The sequence below is a fragment of the Exiguobacterium sp. s160 genome, assembly GCF_018617575.1.
Classification (GTDB): Bacteria; Bacillota; Bacilli; order Exiguobacteriales; family Exiguobacteriaceae; genus Exiguobacterium; species Exiguobacterium aestuarii_A.
The window spans coordinates 104,173-119,514 of sequence record NZ_JACSKK010000004.1; the positions used below are offsets into that span (position 1 = coordinate 104,173).

At 49.7% G+C, this 15,342-nt stretch carries 17 protein-coding genes and 1 riboswitch; of the genes, 10 read left to right on the top strand and 7 right to left on the bottom strand.

Annotated features, from left to right (window positions below):
- Positions 1-2: 2 nt before the first annotated feature.
- Together KNO86_RS10115 and KNO86_RS10120 are read right to left on the bottom strand one after the other, a co-directional pair.
- Positions 3-740, bottom strand: coding sequence for a (Fe-S)-binding protein (locus tag KNO86_RS10115; protein ID WP_214695834.1), 738 nt, complete (start codon positions 738-740; stop codon positions 3-5).
- Between the two features lie 228 nt (positions 741-968).
- Entirely contained in the window at positions 969-2,252 is a 1,284-nt protein-coding gene (locus KNO86_RS10120) for an NCS2 family permease (RefSeq protein WP_214696041.1), read from the bottom strand.
- 245 nt (positions 2,253-2,497) lie between these two features.
- Here KNO86_RS10120 and KNO86_RS10125 point away from each other — a divergent pair, with 245 nt between their 5' ends.
- The 5 genes from KNO86_RS10125 to KNO86_RS10140 all read left to right on the top strand — a co-directional run bounded on the left by KNO86_RS10125 (position 2,498) and on the right by KNO86_RS10140 (position 5,306).
- On the top strand, positions 2,498-2,731 hold the full coding sequence (locus KNO86_RS10125; RefSeq protein WP_214695836.1) for a hypothetical protein: 234 nt from the start codon (positions 2,498-2,500) through the stop codon (positions 2,729-2,731).
- 10 nt (positions 2,732-2,741) lie between these two features.
- A complete protein-coding gene (locus KNO86_RS10130) occupies positions 2,742-3,701 on the top strand; it encodes a LacI family DNA-binding transcriptional regulator (protein ID WP_214695838.1) in 960 nt (319 codons plus the stop codon).
- A gap of 67 nt (positions 3,702-3,768) precedes the next feature.
- Positions 3,769-4,050: a HesB/YadR/YfhF family protein gene (locus KNO86_RS10135; protein WP_074034990.1), complete on the top strand. Its 282-nt coding sequence runs from the start codon at positions 3,769-3,771 to the stop codon at positions 4,048-4,050.
- A 97-nt stretch (positions 4,051-4,147) separates the two neighbouring features.
- Positions 4,148-4,282 (top strand): hypothetical protein, encoded by a 135-nt coding sequence (locus tag KNO86_RS14795; RefSeq protein ID WP_256441184.1) that lies wholly within the window; start codon positions 4,148-4,150, stop codon positions 4,280-4,282.
- A gap of 94 nt (positions 4,283-4,376) precedes the next feature.
- Positions 4,377-5,306 carry a manganese-dependent inorganic pyrophosphatase gene (locus KNO86_RS10140; RefSeq protein WP_214695840.1) on the top strand — a complete coding sequence of 310 codons (930 nt, stop codon included), beginning with the start codon at positions 4,377-4,379 and terminating at the stop codon, positions 5,304-5,306.
- A gap of 90 nt (positions 5,307-5,396) precedes the next feature.
- On the opposite strand, the gene KNO86_RS10145 is transcribed toward KNO86_RS10140, so the two are convergent.
- Genes KNO86_RS10145 through KNO86_RS10155 form a run of 3 tightly spaced genes read right to left on the bottom strand, consistent with a single transcriptional unit; the run spans position 5,397 to position 8,767 of the window.
- Positions 5,397-6,524: a DUF418 domain-containing protein gene (locus KNO86_RS10145; RefSeq protein WP_214695841.1), complete on the bottom strand. Its 1,128-nt coding sequence runs from the start codon at positions 6,522-6,524 to the stop codon at positions 5,397-5,399.
- Between the two features lie 20 nt (positions 6,525-6,544).
- Complete coding sequence (locus KNO86_RS10150; RefSeq protein ID WP_074034179.1) at positions 6,545-8,098, bottom strand: ABC-F family ATP-binding cassette domain-containing protein; 1,554 nt, start codon at positions 8,096-8,098, stop codon at positions 6,545-6,547.
- 60 nt (positions 8,099-8,158) lie between these two features.
- Positions 8,159-8,767: an NAD(P)-dependent oxidoreductase gene (locus KNO86_RS10155; protein ID WP_214695843.1), complete on the bottom strand. Its 609-nt coding sequence runs from the start codon at positions 8,765-8,767 to the stop codon at positions 8,159-8,161.
- 126 nt (positions 8,768-8,893) lie between these two features.
- Positions 8,894-8,995: riboswitch (purine riboswitch) on the top strand.
- 77 nt (positions 8,996-9,072) lie between these two features.
- Between KNO86_RS10155 and KNO86_RS10160 the strand changes: the two genes are divergently transcribed.
- The 4 genes from KNO86_RS10160 to KNO86_RS10175 are packed head-to-tail and all read left to right on the top strand — an operon-like array spanning position 9,073 to position 12,026.
- Positions 9,073-9,654 carry a xanthine phosphoribosyltransferase gene (locus KNO86_RS10160; protein ID WP_214695845.1) on the top strand — a complete coding sequence of 194 codons (582 nt, stop codon included), beginning with the start codon at positions 9,073-9,075 and terminating at the stop codon, positions 9,652-9,654.
- The gene (locus tag KNO86_RS10165; RefSeq protein WP_214695846.1) at positions 9,651-10,955 is read left to right on the top strand and encodes a nucleobase:cation symporter-2 family protein; all 1,305 of its coding nucleotides are present in this window, start codon (positions 9,651-9,653) and stop codon (positions 10,953-10,955) included. The genes KNO86_RS10160 and KNO86_RS10165 overlap by 4 nt, the downstream gene beginning before the upstream one ends.
- Before the next feature lie 34 nt (positions 10,956-10,989).
- Entirely contained in the window at positions 10,990-11,637 is a 648-nt protein-coding gene (locus tag KNO86_RS10170; protein WP_214695848.1) for an NAD(P)H-binding protein, read from the top strand.
- The gene (locus KNO86_RS10175; protein WP_214695849.1) at positions 11,634-12,026 is read left to right on the top strand and encodes an RDD family protein; all 393 of its coding nucleotides are present in this window, start codon (positions 11,634-11,636) and stop codon (positions 12,024-12,026) included. Before KNO86_RS10170 ends, KNO86_RS10175 begins: the two co-directional genes overlap by 4 nt.
- A 22-nt stretch (positions 12,027-12,048) precedes the next feature.
- On the opposite strand, the gene KNO86_RS10180 is transcribed toward KNO86_RS10175, so the two are convergent.
- Positions 12,049-13,314 carry a purine/pyrimidine permease gene (locus KNO86_RS10180; RefSeq protein WP_214695851.1) on the bottom strand — a complete coding sequence of 422 codons (1,266 nt, stop codon included), beginning with the start codon at positions 13,312-13,314 and terminating at the stop codon, positions 12,049-12,051.
- A 73-nt stretch (positions 13,315-13,387) separates the two neighbouring features.
- Here KNO86_RS10180 and KNO86_RS10185 point away from each other — a divergent pair, with 73 nt between their 5' ends.
- A complete protein-coding gene (locus KNO86_RS10185; protein ID WP_214695853.1) occupies positions 13,388-14,092 on the top strand; it encodes an alpha/beta hydrolase in 705 nt (234 codons plus the stop codon).
- Positions 14,093-14,126: 34 nt separating this feature from the next.
- Here KNO86_RS10185 and KNO86_RS10190 read toward each other — a convergent pair whose 3' ends face one another.
- On the bottom strand, positions 14,127-15,305 hold the full coding sequence (locus KNO86_RS10190; RefSeq protein ID WP_214695855.1) for an MFS transporter: 1,179 nt from the start codon (positions 15,303-15,305) through the stop codon (positions 14,127-14,129).
- Positions 15,306-15,342: the final 37 nt, after the last annotated feature.

Consider the following 15,342-nt stretch of genomic DNA (forward strand, 5'->3'; position numbering starts at 1 on the left):
GCTCATGCTTGCTTCACTCCTTCGTTCAAGACTTCGGCAATATGCATCACTTTAATCGGATGCCCCTGTTTATGAAGGCGTCCGCCGATGTTCATCAGACACGATGCATCTGCCCCAATCAAAACGTCTGCACCGGACTGTAAAATCGATTCGACTTTCTCATCCACCATCTGCACTGACACGTCCGGCATCTTGACGGAGAACGTCCCGCCGAACCCGCAACAGTTATGTACGTTCGCAAGGGGAACCATCGTCAGTCCATCGACGTTTCCTAGCAACTTTCCAGGCGCCGCTTCAATTCCAAGAAGGCGGGTCATGTGACAAGACGCATGATAGGTCGCTTTGGCGGAGAATTTGGCGCCGACATCAGTGACTTCGAGCACATCGACGATGAACTGCGTCAGCTCAAACGTTTTGGCGGCATGTGCCTCTGCCCGAGGACCCCATACCGGATCACCTTGGAACAAATGCGGATAGTCGCGCATCATCATGACACATGACCCCGATGGTCCGACGATATATTCCGCATCTGCTTGTTCGAACGTTTCAATCATGTGTTTGGCGATTTTTTTCGTTTCCTCATGATAGCCGCTATTATAAGCAGGTTGCCCACAACACGTCTGTTCAAAAGGGAACGTCACCTCACACCCTAAATGTTCGAGCAGTTCGACTGTCGCTTGTCCGACGGATGGAAACAACGTATCTGATAAACAAGTGACGAATAAAGCTACATTCGGCATAGCCATTCCTTCTTTCTTCTCATGATAGCGATTTCACCGTCATTATTTCATAATACGTAGGAAAGTGACAGAAAAATGGGGAGAAAAACTGATTTATTTGTAAAATCCTGTCTAATTGATAATGTATCTCACTGAACAGATATTCATCTCTTTTCTGATATAAAACAGGAAGGAAGAACGTATAACAGAAAAAGACCCTCGTCATATGACGAAGATCTTGTGTCTAAATTATAGGAAGAACATTTCCAAGATGAAGAGTGCGCCGAACAAATAGATGAGCGGGTGAACCGTCTCTTTGTTCATCGCTTTGAAGATCGGGTACAAGATGAACCCGAATGCGATCCCGCGTTCGATACTTCCTGAAAGCGGCATGATCAAAATGGTCATGAAGGCCGGGAAGTATTCGCTAAAGTCGCTCCAGTCGATATAACGTACGTTCGTCAACATGAGCGCCCCGACGATGATGAGTGCAGGAGCTGTGATCGCCGCAACGCCAGAGATGGCACCGATGAGCGGGCTGAAGAAGAGCGTCAATCCGAACAAACCAGCGACGACGGCCGTTGTGAGACCCGTACGTCCACCTTGTGCGACACCGGCTGCAGACTCGATGTATGCCGTCGAAGGACTCGTCCCGACGAGTGAACCACCCATTGTGGCAAGTGAGTCGGCAAAGAGTGCACGGTGACCATTTTCAATCGTTCCGTCTTCTTTTAAGAGACCAGCTTGTTTCCCGACACCGACAAGTGTACCTGTCGTATCGAACAATGTGACGAGGAAGAACGAGAGGACGGCACCGAATAATCCATATTGAATGACATCACTAAATGCTGTTACCGGGTTGACCATGAGTCCTTCTGGAAGTGTCGGCATTGCCGTGACACCGTTGATTTGTAAGATGTCCATGAAGTAAGCCACGATTCCAGTGAGTAGCATCCCGATCAATAATGAACCGGGGACATTGCGCGAGAAGAGAAGTGCCGAGACGATTAAACCACCGAGTACGAGTAACACTTCTGGTGAGGATACGTCACCGAGACGCACCAAGTTTGCCTCATCTGCGACAATCAATCCCGATAACTTCAATCCGAGCGAAGCGATGAAAAGACCGATTCCGGTCGTGATCGCATGTTTCAGCGAAGTCGGGATCGCTTGAATCAGTTTCGTCCGAATCGGAGAAAGCGACAAGATTAAAAAGAAGACGGACGAGACGAAGACGACGCCGAGTGCGGCGGATGGTGCGATTTGTTCTTGGGCGACGAGCGTGTAAGCGAAGAAGGCGTTGAGCCCCATCCCGGGTGCCACAGCAATCGGCAAGTTCGCATAAAATGCCATTAAGCCTGTCCCGATGAGGATGGCAATGATTGTCGCCGTGAAAGCTTGAGCAAATGGAATCCCAGCATCAGATAGGATGGCCGGGTTGACGACAGAGATGTACGCCATCGTCACGAACGTTGTGATTCCGGCTGTCACTTCTTGTTTAACATTCGTACCATGTTGTTTCAGTTGAAAAATATTCATCGATAAAACTCCTTATTTCGGTCTATTTCCGAACATTAATTGAGAAAAATGTTTAAATTAACGTTATCAACTTGATGACTATACAAAAATGTTTGATTCCCGTCAATTGTTTTGAGTAAAAAACATGAAAAATGAAAGTTACGAATAAATAATGTTCGGAAATAAACTTTTTTCAAAAAAGACCTTGCTCTGAAACGCGTTTCAGAAGATACGGTATAGACAAAGGGAGGGGAACCGATATGAAACCGACAACGTGGAAGACATGGTGCAGTGGAATCGTATACGAACTCGTCATCAATCAGTTGTATACGCCGTTTGGAAAAATGTTGTGTACCCGTTTCCAGGAAGAGTTTCTTCATTTACCGTTAGAGGAGTGCTTCCGTCTCGTTCAATCGATTCGAAGTCAAGTCGTCGAAAGAGGTGACAGTCAGCAAGCAGAGTGGGTACACTATATGCAAAGACTGACAAGTTGAGGTGGGGCGAATGGCAAACATTCGAGATATCGCGAAGCACGCTGACGTATCGGTGACGACGGTCTCGCGCGTGTTGAACGAGCATCCGTATGTATCGAAGGAAAAACGGACCCGTGTCCATGCGGCGATGAAAGAACTCGGGTATTTGCGAAATCAACAGGCGTTGACGTTGTCGACGGGGAAAACACAACGCGTCGTCGTCATCTTACCTTATATGGATCATCCGTATTACGGTCTCTTCGTCAACGGGCTCGCGAAAGCGGCCCTCGAGCACGATTACCGACTCGTCATGTGGCAGACGGAGTATAAGCTGAGTGAGGAGCGACAAGCACTCGATTTATTGAAGCATCGCGAAGTCGATGGGGCGATCGTCTTGTCGCACGAAATGTCCTTTAAGGAAATGGAGACGTATCGTGCGTACGGACCGATTGCCGTAGCGACCGTCGGCGCACCGGAGACAATCTCATCCATCCATGTCGACCATTATGCGTCGTTCGTATCAGGTATTCATGTGCTACAGGAGCATGGATATGAAGAGATTGGAATCATCTTGTCAAGAAGCCATAGTCCGAGCTCCCTTGCGCGTCAGCAAGCCTATTTCGATGAAGTAGCGCATGCGCGTGAGCAATGGATTTGGACCGGTTATTTGACGAGTGAGGATGGTATTCGGTTAGCAGAAACGTTCCTCTCTCAAAAAGAGCGTCCTCGAGCGCTCTTTTTCTCGTCTGATTATGTCGCTCTTGGATTTTTAGGGGAGATGCAACGACGGAACATCTCCATTCCTGAGGAAGTCGCCATGCTAGGGTTTGACGGACATCCGATTAGTCGGGCATTCGGACTGTCGACGATGCTTTCTCCGAATGAACAGATTGGTCGTCAACTGTTTGAAACGACGCTCGCTGAAATGAACGGAGCCATTCCAGAGATTCACGGGATGACCGTCAGCTATCAAGCGGGAATGACACTTTAGGCAACATCCTCGCTCGACTCTTTTGAAACGTTTAGAATGAAAGAAGTAGTCGAGAGGAGGAAATGTTATGAAGATTCAAGTAACAGAAGAAGCGCTCCAATGGTTTAAAGAAGAAATGGAAGTCGAAGCGGGTCAAACGGTTCGTTTGTTTGCAAAATACGGGGGCTCGACAGACTTGACGCACGGTTTCTCCGTGGGAGTCATCACAGAAGACGTGAACAATGCGGCTGTTGAGACCGAAGAAGACGGCATTCGTTTCGTCGTGGCGGAGCAAGATGAGTGGTTGTTCCAAGGACAAGACGTGAAAGTCGAACTTCGCGGAGAAGAAATCGTCTTTGTTCAAGCCTGACGTTTCAGTTTGTTTACGTTTGATGAAATGTCGTTTGACGAAATCTGGCTTGGGGAACAGATTACGACAAGTCGGATTTTCGAAAGGATGACACGATATGTCAGACAAAGAAAAGCGTGAACAAGAAGAAAAAGAGAAGTTGAAACGAGATCAACCGGATATATCCCACGAAGAAGATTCAAAAGGAGATCATTCCGACCTCGAGGAGACAGATGAAGACGAACAATCATAAGAGCCGAAACGGCTCTTTTTGTTTGGGGAATTGAAAGAAATGCCATGGACGTTATAATGGATAAGGGAAAACTATTTAGTGAGGAGAATGAGATATGAGTACAGTACTAGTCTTCGGACATAAAAATCCAGATACCGATACCATCACATCAGCGCTCGCCTATGCCGAGTTGAAAAAGAAATTAGGGGTGGACGCAGAAGCGGTCCGTCTCGGCGAAGTGAACGGGGAAACGCAATACGCACTCGATCACTTCCGTGTGAAAGCACCACGTTTGATTGAAAGTGTAACAGGTGAGGCAGAAGAAGTCATCTTGGTCGACCACAACGAGTTCCAGCAAAGTGCAGACGGCATCGAAGATGTGCGAATCCTTGAAGTCATCGATCACCACCGCATCGCGAACTTCCAAACGTCAGACCCGCTCTACTATCGTGCGGAGCCAGTCGGCTGTACAGCGACGATTTTATTGAAGTTGTATAAAGAGCACGGTGTCGAAATCGCAGCGGACATGGCCGGTTTGATGCTTTCAGCCATCATCTCGGACTCACTTCTCTTCAAATCGCCGACATGCACGGATGAGGATATCAAAGCAGCGAAAGAACTTGCTGAGATTGCTGGCGTAGATGCAGAAGCATACGGGCTTGAGATGCTCAAAGCCGGTGCGGACCTTAGCCAAAAAACGATTGAAGAGCTCATCTCACTCGATGCGAAAGAATTCGCAATGGGCGACTATCGTGTCGAGATCGCGCAAGTGAACACGGTCGATGCGAATGATGTCTTGAACCGTAAAGAGGACGTCGAAGCGGCGATCGCCAACACGGTTGCGGCGAAAAACTTAGACTTGTTCGTCTTTGCGATTACGAACATTTTGACGAACGATTCAGAAGCAATCGTCGTCGGACCAAAACCAGAACTCTTCGAACAAGCGTTCAATGTGACGCTTCAAAACGGATTGGCGACACTTCCAGGCGTGGTCTCACGTAAGAAGCAAATCGTGCCGGTTTTAACGGAAGCGGCAACAAAATAAAAACTCGAAGCCGTAGCCTCGAGCGGAACTGCAGACGTATTCTCGTCTGCAGTTTTTGTTTGAAGAAAGACCGGACAATGAAGTCCGATCTTAGGATGATTTCGTTTGTCTTCCATAAGTCCCTAAGCGCCATAGCTTCTCAAATGGTCCGTAACGGTGATGCTTCAGCCACCACATCGAGAAGAATGCCTGGACAATCAAGATTGCGATGCTGAGGAATAACCCTTCGGTTAAAGAAAGCGTCCCGTACGCACCGAGTGCGATCACCGGTAAGAACACGATCAGCGTATGCGTCAAATAATTCGTGAGTGCCATCCGTCCGAGCGCTTGAAGCGGCGCGAACGTACGACCTTTACGAACGGCTACTGTGAACAGGCAGACGTAAGTCGTGGCGAGTAACTTCCCGGAAATCAAGACGGCGAACAAGTTCAGCCAAAAGTATGCATACCCTTCACCGTAATGATGCCAAATGATCACGCCGAAGAATGGAAGGGCGAGGACGGCACAGATGATGGCCGTTCGCATCAAGCCTTCTAAACGCCACGTCAGGAGTTTTCGTTCACGTCCGATATACAGTCCGAATAAGAATAGACTGAGAATCTCGAAACCGACCACGAACGAGTTGGAGAAGGCGTTAAAGATTTCGATGGAATATCGATAATCGAACCAGGCACCGAAGCCTTGATTGAATACATCAGGGAATGGGATGCCACCATAATAGCTTCCACCCATGCTCCATTCATTTAACGCGGAAGTTCCATACAACAGAAGGATACTTCCAATCAACAAGCCCCATGCCCACGTCAGAATGGCACGGTTGCTCAACTTATAGAAAAGGGGAAGCAATAAGCCCCAAATCGCGTACGTATGGAGGATATCACCTGACCAAATCGCCAAGTGCGCGAGACCGAACAAGAAGAGGATCAAAATCCGGCGTATGTAACGACTGACCGATTCGCCACGAGCGTAAGAACGCTCGAGGAAAATCGAAAAGCCGATCCCGAATAACAGGGAGAAAATCGTATAAAACTTCGTCTGCACGAACAAGTCAAAGAGCGTGCGAACGAACAAGTCGCTCCCATAATAATCGGGACGACCAAACATCCAGTCGCTCCCGAGCATACTCGGGATATTGACGAGGAAAATGCCGCAGAGGGCAAACCCTCGGATAATGTCATACAAAATAATCCGTTCATTCGTTTGAATTGGGGTCGCCATACGACACGTCCTTTACTGAATTAAAATACTTTCGTTGTCCACGACTCACAGTTCCAGACGTCTGTGACGATATCTTCATAGAATTCTGGTTCGTGACTGATGAGGAGGACACTTCCTTTGTACTCTTTCAACGCACGCTTCAACTCTTCCTTCGCGTCGACGTCCAAGTGGTTCGTCGGCTCATCGAGTAAGAGAAGGTTTGTCTCGTTGTTGAGAAGTTTACAAAGACGAACTTTCGCTTTTTCACCACCACTGAGGACGGAGATCTTACTTTCGATGTGTTTCGTCATGAGTCCGCACTTCGCGAGCATCGCGCGTACTTGTTGTTGGTTGAGTGATGGGAACTCGCTCCAAATCTCTTCGATACATGTGTTGTTGCTCGTTGCTGCTTCTTGTTCGAAGTAACCCATCTCCAGAAACTCACCGCGTTCGACGGTTCCTTCAAGCGGATTGATCAATCCGAGCAAGCTCTTTAAGAGCGTCGTCTTCCCGATTCCGTTCGCTCCGACGAGGGCAATCTTTTGACCGCGCTCCATCTGAAGGTCGAGCGGACGTGAGAGCGGCTCGTCGTATCCGATGACGAGACCTTTCGCATCAAAGATGAGGCGTCCCGACGTGCGGGCCTGCAGGAAGCGGAATTCCGGTTTCGGACGCTCCGCACTCAATTCGATGACATCCATCTTATCGAGTTTCTTCTGACGTGACATCGCCATGTTTCGTGTCGAGACGCGTGCCTTGTTTCGGGCGACGAAGTCTTTCAAGTCAGCAATCTCGGCTTGTTGACGCTTATAAGCGGCTTCAAGTTGCGAGCGTTTCATCTCGTACACTTCCATGAACTTGTCATAGTCCCCGACGTAGCGGTTCAACTCTTGGTTTTCCATATGGTAGACCAAGTTGATGACGCTATTTAAGAACGGGATATCGTGTGAGATCAAGATGAAGGCATTGTCATAGTTTTGGAGGTAGCGTTTCAACCACTCGATATGCACTTCATCCAAATAGTTGGTCGGCTCATCGAGGAGCAAGATATCTGGCTTCTCGAGAAGCAACTTCGCAAGCAATACTTTCGTACGTTGCCCACCTGACAAATCCGTGACGTCCCGGTCGAGACCGACATCTAAAATACCGAGACCGCGTGCGACTTCTTCTACTTTCGCATCGATGATATAAAAGTCATTTGAGTCGAGCGTCTCTTGAAGTTCACCGACTTCAGCGAGCATGTCTTCCATCTGTTCAGGTGTCGCGTCACCCATCTCCATGTAGAGTTCGCCGATGCGCGTCTCCATGTCAATCAAGTATTGGAAAGCACCTTTCAAGACGTCGCGAATCGTCATCCCGCGCTCGAGCACCGCATGTTGATCGAGGTAACCGACACGGACATTTTTCGCCCATTCGATTTTCCCTTCATCCGGTTGCAGTTTGCGTGTGATGATGTTCATGAACGTCGATTTTCCTTCACCGTTCGCTCCGACGAGACCGATGTGTTCCCCTTTTAAGAGGCGGAAAGAGACATCGTTCAAAATAGCGCGGTCACCAAAGCCGTGGCTCAAGTTTTGTACCGTTAATATACTCATAATTCGTTTTCGTTCCTTTCAAAGTAAACTACCCGATATTGTAGCATGAATCCAATCAAATTAGTACGCCAGTCCGACCGACTCCCGTACATGTTCATTCTCTTCGATGGCGTGAAGCATGAACTGGGCGACATCTGCCCGTGAGATGTGTTTCCCGTTATCCGGTACCTCGTCGATGGCCGTACGATACGTCGAGGTGCGAGGACCGTCCGTCAATTGCATCGGGCGCACAATCGTATAATCGAATGACGAGTTGCGCCATAGGTCCACGGCTGCCCGATGATCACGTAGCGGTTTCCGGAGCATGAACGTAATAGCTTTCCCTGCAAGTCCCGGGATCTCATTGTCGATTCCGGCTGAAGCCAAATAGACGACGCGTGAGATACCATTCGTCTTCATCGCGGGAACAAGCTTGTCCGTGACACTCGCTAAAAAGTCCGGATCGCTCAAATCCGTTCCGAGACAGCTGATGACCGCATCATGACCGTGCATCGCTTCTGTTAACGCATCGATGTCATATAAGTCGCCTTCGATGATTTCAAGTTGTGGGGTCCGAATCAACTTTTTCTGTTCACGTACGAATGCGGTGACGTCATGACCGTGCTCGATGGCTTGGTCGATGAATTGATGTCCGGTCCGACCGGTTGCGCCTAATACGAATAACTTCATAAGGGCAGGGCTCCTCTCTCATATCCAATACATACAGTATACAGCAGTTTCAGAAAAATCGAACATTTCACCGTTTGATTCCAACCTATTGCATTTCTCGTCAGCTCGTCTACAATAAGGTCTATCTTATAAAAATAGATTCGCACTCGTATATCAGCGGAAATATGGTCCGCAAGTCTCTACCGAACTACCGTAAATGGTTCGACTACGGGTGGCGCTTGTCGTATGCTGTCGTTGATTTCCATGCGGTTCGTTGCCTCCCGATTAGGGGTGACGAATCGCATTTTTTAATGGAGGGAACAACAATGAAGCAGTTAGAAGACAAAATCCGTGAAGAGGGTCGGGCCTTATCCGACCAAGTGTTGAAAGTTGACGCTTTCTTGAATCATCAAATCGATCCCGCACTCATGCAAGCCATCGGAAAAGAGTTCGCAGAACGTTTCAAAGACGCTCAAATCGACCGAATCGTCACACTCGAATCGAGTGGGATTGCGCCAGCGATGATGACAGCGCTTGAGATGGGCATCCCGTTCGTATTCGCGCGTAAACGGAAATCGCTGACGCTCCAAGACGACCTCGTCGAAGCGGATGTCTACTCGTTCACGAAACAGGAGACGAACCGCATCAGCTTGAGCCGGCGCTTCGTTTTACCAGGCGAACGCGTTCTCGTCATCGATGACTTCCTCGCGAACGGGGAAGCGGCACTCGGACTGACACAACTCGTCGAAGCGGCAGGTGCAGAAGTGGCAGGTGTTGGAATCGTCATCGAAAAATCGTTCCAACCAGGGCGCGATAAACTGATTGAGCGTGGTTATCGCGTCGAATCGTTGGCACGTATCGCGAAATTAGAGAAAGACCACATCTCATTCGTGGAGGTCGTTCGATGAATACATTTAAGACGGCAAGTCTCGGGTTTCAGCACCTACTCGCCATGTACACGGGAGCAGCCATCGTTCCGCTCATCGTCGGTGGTGCCATCGGGCTTGGTCCGACCGAGCTCGCTTATCTCGTCGCAATTGATTTATTCATGTGTGGAGTGGCGACGCTTTTACAAGTATGGACGACACGCTTTACGGGTGTTGGATTGCCGGTCGTCCTCGGATGTACGTTCACGGCGGTCGGTCCGATGATCGCCATCGGAAGCGCAAATGGGATTACGGCCATTTATGGCGCTTTGATTGCCAGTGGTCTCATCGTCATCCTCATTTCCGGATTTGTCGGGAAGCTCGCACGTTTCTTCCCGCCGGTCGTTCTCGGTTCGGTCGTGACGATCATCGGTCTCTCACTGATTCCGGTCGCTATCAATGACATCGGTGGCGGGATGCCAGGTGAGCCTGGATTCGCATCCATGCAGAATCTCGGATTAGGTGGTTTGACGATTTTACTCATTCTCATCTTGAACCGTGTCGGTACTGTCTTCACACGCGCCGCTGCTGTCCTCTTTGCCGTCCTCATCGGAACGGGGGTTGCTGCTTCGCTCGGTCTCGTGGACTTCAGTCCTGTCCGTGAAGCGGGATGGTTCCAAATGGTTCAACCGTTCTACTTTGGGATGCCGACATTCGATGTGTCTGCCATCCTCGTCATGACGCTCGTCGCCATTATTTCGATGATTGAATCGACAGGTGTATTCTTGGCGCTCAGCGATATCACGAAAAAGCCGATTGGTGCGAACGAATTGACGAAAGGGTATCGTGCGGAAGGCGTCGCGACGATTCTCGGAGGGATTTTCAACAGCTTTCCGTACACGACGTTCAGTCAAAATGTCGGACTTGTTCAATTGTCTGGTGTAAAATCGCGCCGTGTCATCTTCTGGACAGGTGGGTTACTCATCTTGCTCGGTTTCCTTCCGAAAGTCGCCACGTTCACGACATTGATTCCAAAGCCTGTTTTAGGTGGAGCGATGCTCGTCATGTTCGGAACGGTCGCCGCTTCCGGCATTCGGATTCTGAGTCAGGTCGATTTTTCGAAAAACGAGAATTTGATTACCATCGCACTCTCGATTGGTGTCGGACTCGGTATCACCGCTAACCCGGCAATCGTCGCCAACATGCCGGAATGGCTTCAATTGTTTACAGATAGTGCCATTGTGGCAGGATCGTTCACGGCGCTCCTATTAAACGGATTCTTCCGTATGATGGACCGTTTCCGTCCCACGACGATCATTGCCGAAGAACGGCAAGTCAGCTAGACTGAAGGAAATAGTAGTCTAGGAGGAGTCACGAATGGGGAAAACTGCACTTGTCGTAGGCGCGACCGGCTTGATTGGCCGCGAATTGGTAGAACAGCTGTTAGAGAGTGACCGTTATGAGTCGGTCTGGATTGTCGTCCGTCGCTCGAAGCGATGGAGTCATCCGAAACTACACGAGGTCGTCGGATTCGAGGAGATGGATGCGGCACTTCCACATATCGATGACGTCTATTGTGCACTTGGCACGACGATCGCGGTCGCTGGCTCACAAGAAGCGTTCAAGCAAGTTGATTTGGAGTTGCCGCTTGAAGTCGCTCGTATCGCCAAGGCACACGGTGCGACACGCTATGCGGTCGTATCGGCACAAGGCGCATCGTTACGTTCTTCTTTCTTTTACAACCGGGTAAAAGGGGAGCTTGAAAACGGATTGCGCATCTTCAACTTCCATCATCTCATTATCGCGCGTCCTTCTTTGTTACTCGGCGAGCGTGATTCATTCCGACTCGGGGAAAAAGCGGCTGAGGTCATCAGTCGCCCGTTCCAGTCACTGTTAGTGCAAAAGGCACCAGAAGTCGCACCGATTCAAGCGCTGCATGTCGCACGTGCGTTGATCATGGCGTCTGAAGAAGGCGAAGGGATCGAAGTGTTGACGTCGGGGATGATGCAGAGGATGAGCCGATGAACTCATTGACGAAGAAACGAACGAAAGCAGTCTTGATTGACAGTGTCATCGCAGGGCTCGTCAGCTATGGCGTGGAGCAACTCGTGCGAAAGAAAGTGAAGAGCGAGTTCATGCATGCAGTCGTCACACCGACACTGCTCACATACGCGATGGAAGCTTGCCAAATGAGTCGAGGCGGACAAACCATTGGCTATAAGTTGATGGGGCTCGAGTTGAAAAACGATGACGGCACAGCTGTCACGGCGAAACAGGCGCTACAGCGTGCCCTTTACCGTGATACGTTGTCGGGGGTGCGATACTGGAAAGACCGTGCGCATTTCGAACAAGAAGAAGGTGCCGTGTTACCGCACGATGCCCGTTACCATATGCATGTACGTGAAAAAAACTGACCGATATTGGTCAGTTCTTTTTTTAATCCTTGATTTTACTTAAGATAGCTGTCGTCAAAGCGACGATCGTTCCGAGGACGAGTCCGTTTGAGAAGACGGTCGCAAGGAGCGGTGGCAAATCATTCATCGAACCTGGAGGCAAGAGCATCGCCCCGGCACCGATGACGAGCGGGAGACCGACCGTAAGGGAAGCCGTCGATTGTTTTAATTCGAAGGCGGCCTCATTGATTCCGATGATGATCATCGTCGCGATAAGTGGTGTCACGATTGCATAGCCGACAGCAGCCGGGATGCTCGCAATCAACGAGACGAATGGTCCGATGAGTGCTAATCCCATCATGAGGGCGTGGGCAATCAAATGAGGGGCGCGCTGGACGCTCTCCGTCGAAGAGAGGAATCCGGCCGTCCCGGAGATCGCGACAGGACCCGGTGTCCCGAACAGACCGGCCACGATTTGACTGACCCCACTGGCGACACCAGACGCGGGAACGTTTCCTTTCACTTCTCGTTTTTCACGAGAGCTGACAATGCGTTCGATCAACTTGATGTTCGCGAGGACGTTCGTCATGAGAAGCAAGGTGATGACGAAAGCCGTCGGTAACAAGTTCCAATCCCATACCCAGTTTCCGAATGGAAGAAGTTCCGGGACGAGGAAGAACGATTCCGAGCGGACGATTGGATTTCCGAGGTCGAGCAAGTGGAATAATCCGAACCCGACGAAAAGCGTCATGACGAGTCCGTATTGTTTAAAGCGACTTTGTTCGAGCGTGAGTGCGAACAAGACGAGACCAGCCGTCGCGACGGCTTGGACGATGTTGATTCCGTCTTCCGTCACACCGAAGCCACCTTTAATGACGGCCCCTGATAATTGAAGGACGAGCAAAATCATATAGACGCCGAGTACTTGAGGTGTAAACAGGGCAAGCATGCGTCTTAAGATACCGGTGACGGTCAATAGCACACCGAGGATTCCGCTTAAGAACAACATAAATCCAAGTGCCTGCAACGTCTCTTGTTGACTTCCGTATAAGGCGGGTCCGATGGATGCGTATAAGGTGAAGACGCCCCACCAAATGCCGGCGGGTCCTTCAAGTATCGGGAGGCGATGTCCGAGCAACGTCTGGATGATGCTAAAGAGTGCGAAGATGAAGAGTGAGCGGGATATGAAGGTCATCGTCTCATCTGGCGAAAGTTCAAACAAGGCGGCGATGGAGAGTGGTGGTACAATATTTGTAGCTAAAATAAAAATAAACCACTGAATCGTCGTGGTTACATTACTTCTGGTCATGGTGTCCCCCTGATCATGCTTTTTCTTATTAGTGTAACGTTATGAGGAAGTGGATGCAAATGGAGGCTATATAATGAAGAAATTCTTCAAGTGGGCCGCACTCTCAATCGTAGGATTGCTTGTTGTCGCGGTAGCAGGCTTTTTGATTTGGACACAGTTCACGTATGGACCGACCGATGAAGCGACACAGTATGCCGAAGAGGGGAAAGTGGTCGACAACCGTCTCGAGTTTGGAGATACGACGAGTGAGGTCGGTGTCATTCTTTATCCAGGGGCGAAAGTCGAGAAAGAGGCGTATGCCTATTACGGAACACGATTAGCGGAAGAGGGTGTCTTTGTCGCCATTCCGTCGCTTCGTCTCAATTTAGGTATTTTAGATATCGATGCGGCAGCTCCAATCATCGAAGCACATCCGGAGATTGAACGCTGGATCGTGGCCGGTCATTCACTCGGAGGTTCGGCGGCATCGGGGTATGCACTGGAGCATCAAGAATTGGTAGAGGGTGTCATTTTCCTCGCTTCGTATCCGATCAGTTCGATGGTCGATAGCGACTTACGTGTACTATCGATTTCTGGTGAATTGGATGGATTGGCTGTCCCAGAAGACATCGAGGCGAGTCGAAGCGACCTCCCTGAAGATAGCCAATTCGTACAAATTGAAGGCGGGAATCATGCAAACTTCGGAATGTATGGTCCACAAAAAGGAGATCAGGAAAGTCCGCTCACATCGAAAGAACAATTGGACGAAGTCCTATCAGCGATTCTCGAATGGTTATAAAAAACGTGTGCACCTCGATGAAGGTGCACACGTTTTAGCGTTGATCAAGCGAATAACTGACTGCGGTCAACGCGGCTGTGACGAGGGCGACCAGACCGCCGACAAGTGCGAGCGTCATGATGGGGCTCGTCGCATAGACGACACCACCGAGAGCGGAACCGAGTCCAATCCCGACGTTACTCGCCACGGGCATAAGTGACGAGGCGAGACCTTTGGCATTCGGATTGAACTTCTCTGCCAAATCGATCAAATAAATCTGAGTCGATGTCGTCAATAAAATCGCCATGAACGACATGAGTGCGATATTGAGAAGACCGAGCGTCACATTCGACGTTGTCACGAATAGCGCGGCCAAGACGAACGCCTGGACGAGAAAGACGAACCGTAAGCGTCCGATTGGATTGTGACTGGCGATCTTTCCGGCAGCGATATTACTGAAAATCGAAATGAATCCGTATGCGAATAAAATCGGACTGACCCAAGCGACCGGTACACCGAGTACATCTTTTAAAATCGGCACGAGATACGTATAAACGACATACGTTGCCCCGAAACCGAACGCTGGAATCAGGAAGGCGATCAAGATGCGTGGATTCGTCAGCAATGTCAGTTGTTCACGAAGTGACGCCTTTTCTTGAGACAATTGGTTCGGCAAGACGCGGTAAATGGCAATCCAGGCGACTGCACCAAGTGCAGTCGTTAACCAAAACGTAGATTCCCAGCCTGCCTGTTGTCCGATGAATGTCCCGATTGGAACGCCGAACACGTTCGCCATCGTGAATCCACCAAAAATAAAGGATACGGCGACCCCACGCTTTGTCGGTGGGACACTTTCACTGGCGACAAGCATGGCAAGTGAGATCAAGACACCTGTGACGACGGCCGTCAACATACGCAAGAGGAGTAACCACTCATACATCGGTGCCAGGCTGCTTAACAAGTTCAGGACAGTGAAGAGAATCGTCAGGCCAAGCATCAATTTGCGTTTAGGAAGATGGCTCGTCAAAGACATGGTGATTGGTGTGCCGACGGCAAAACTGATGGCGAATGCCGATACGAGACTCCCGGCCGTCGCGATCGAAATGGATAACCCGTTTGCGATATCGGGCAAAATCCCGACGATGACAAATTCACTCGTTCCGAGAACGAAGGTTAATAAGGATAAGGATAATACTAAAGTCCAGTCGCTTCGACTGAGCGAGCTTGTCTTCATATTCAAACACTTCTTTCTATCTCATTCATTAGTAGTT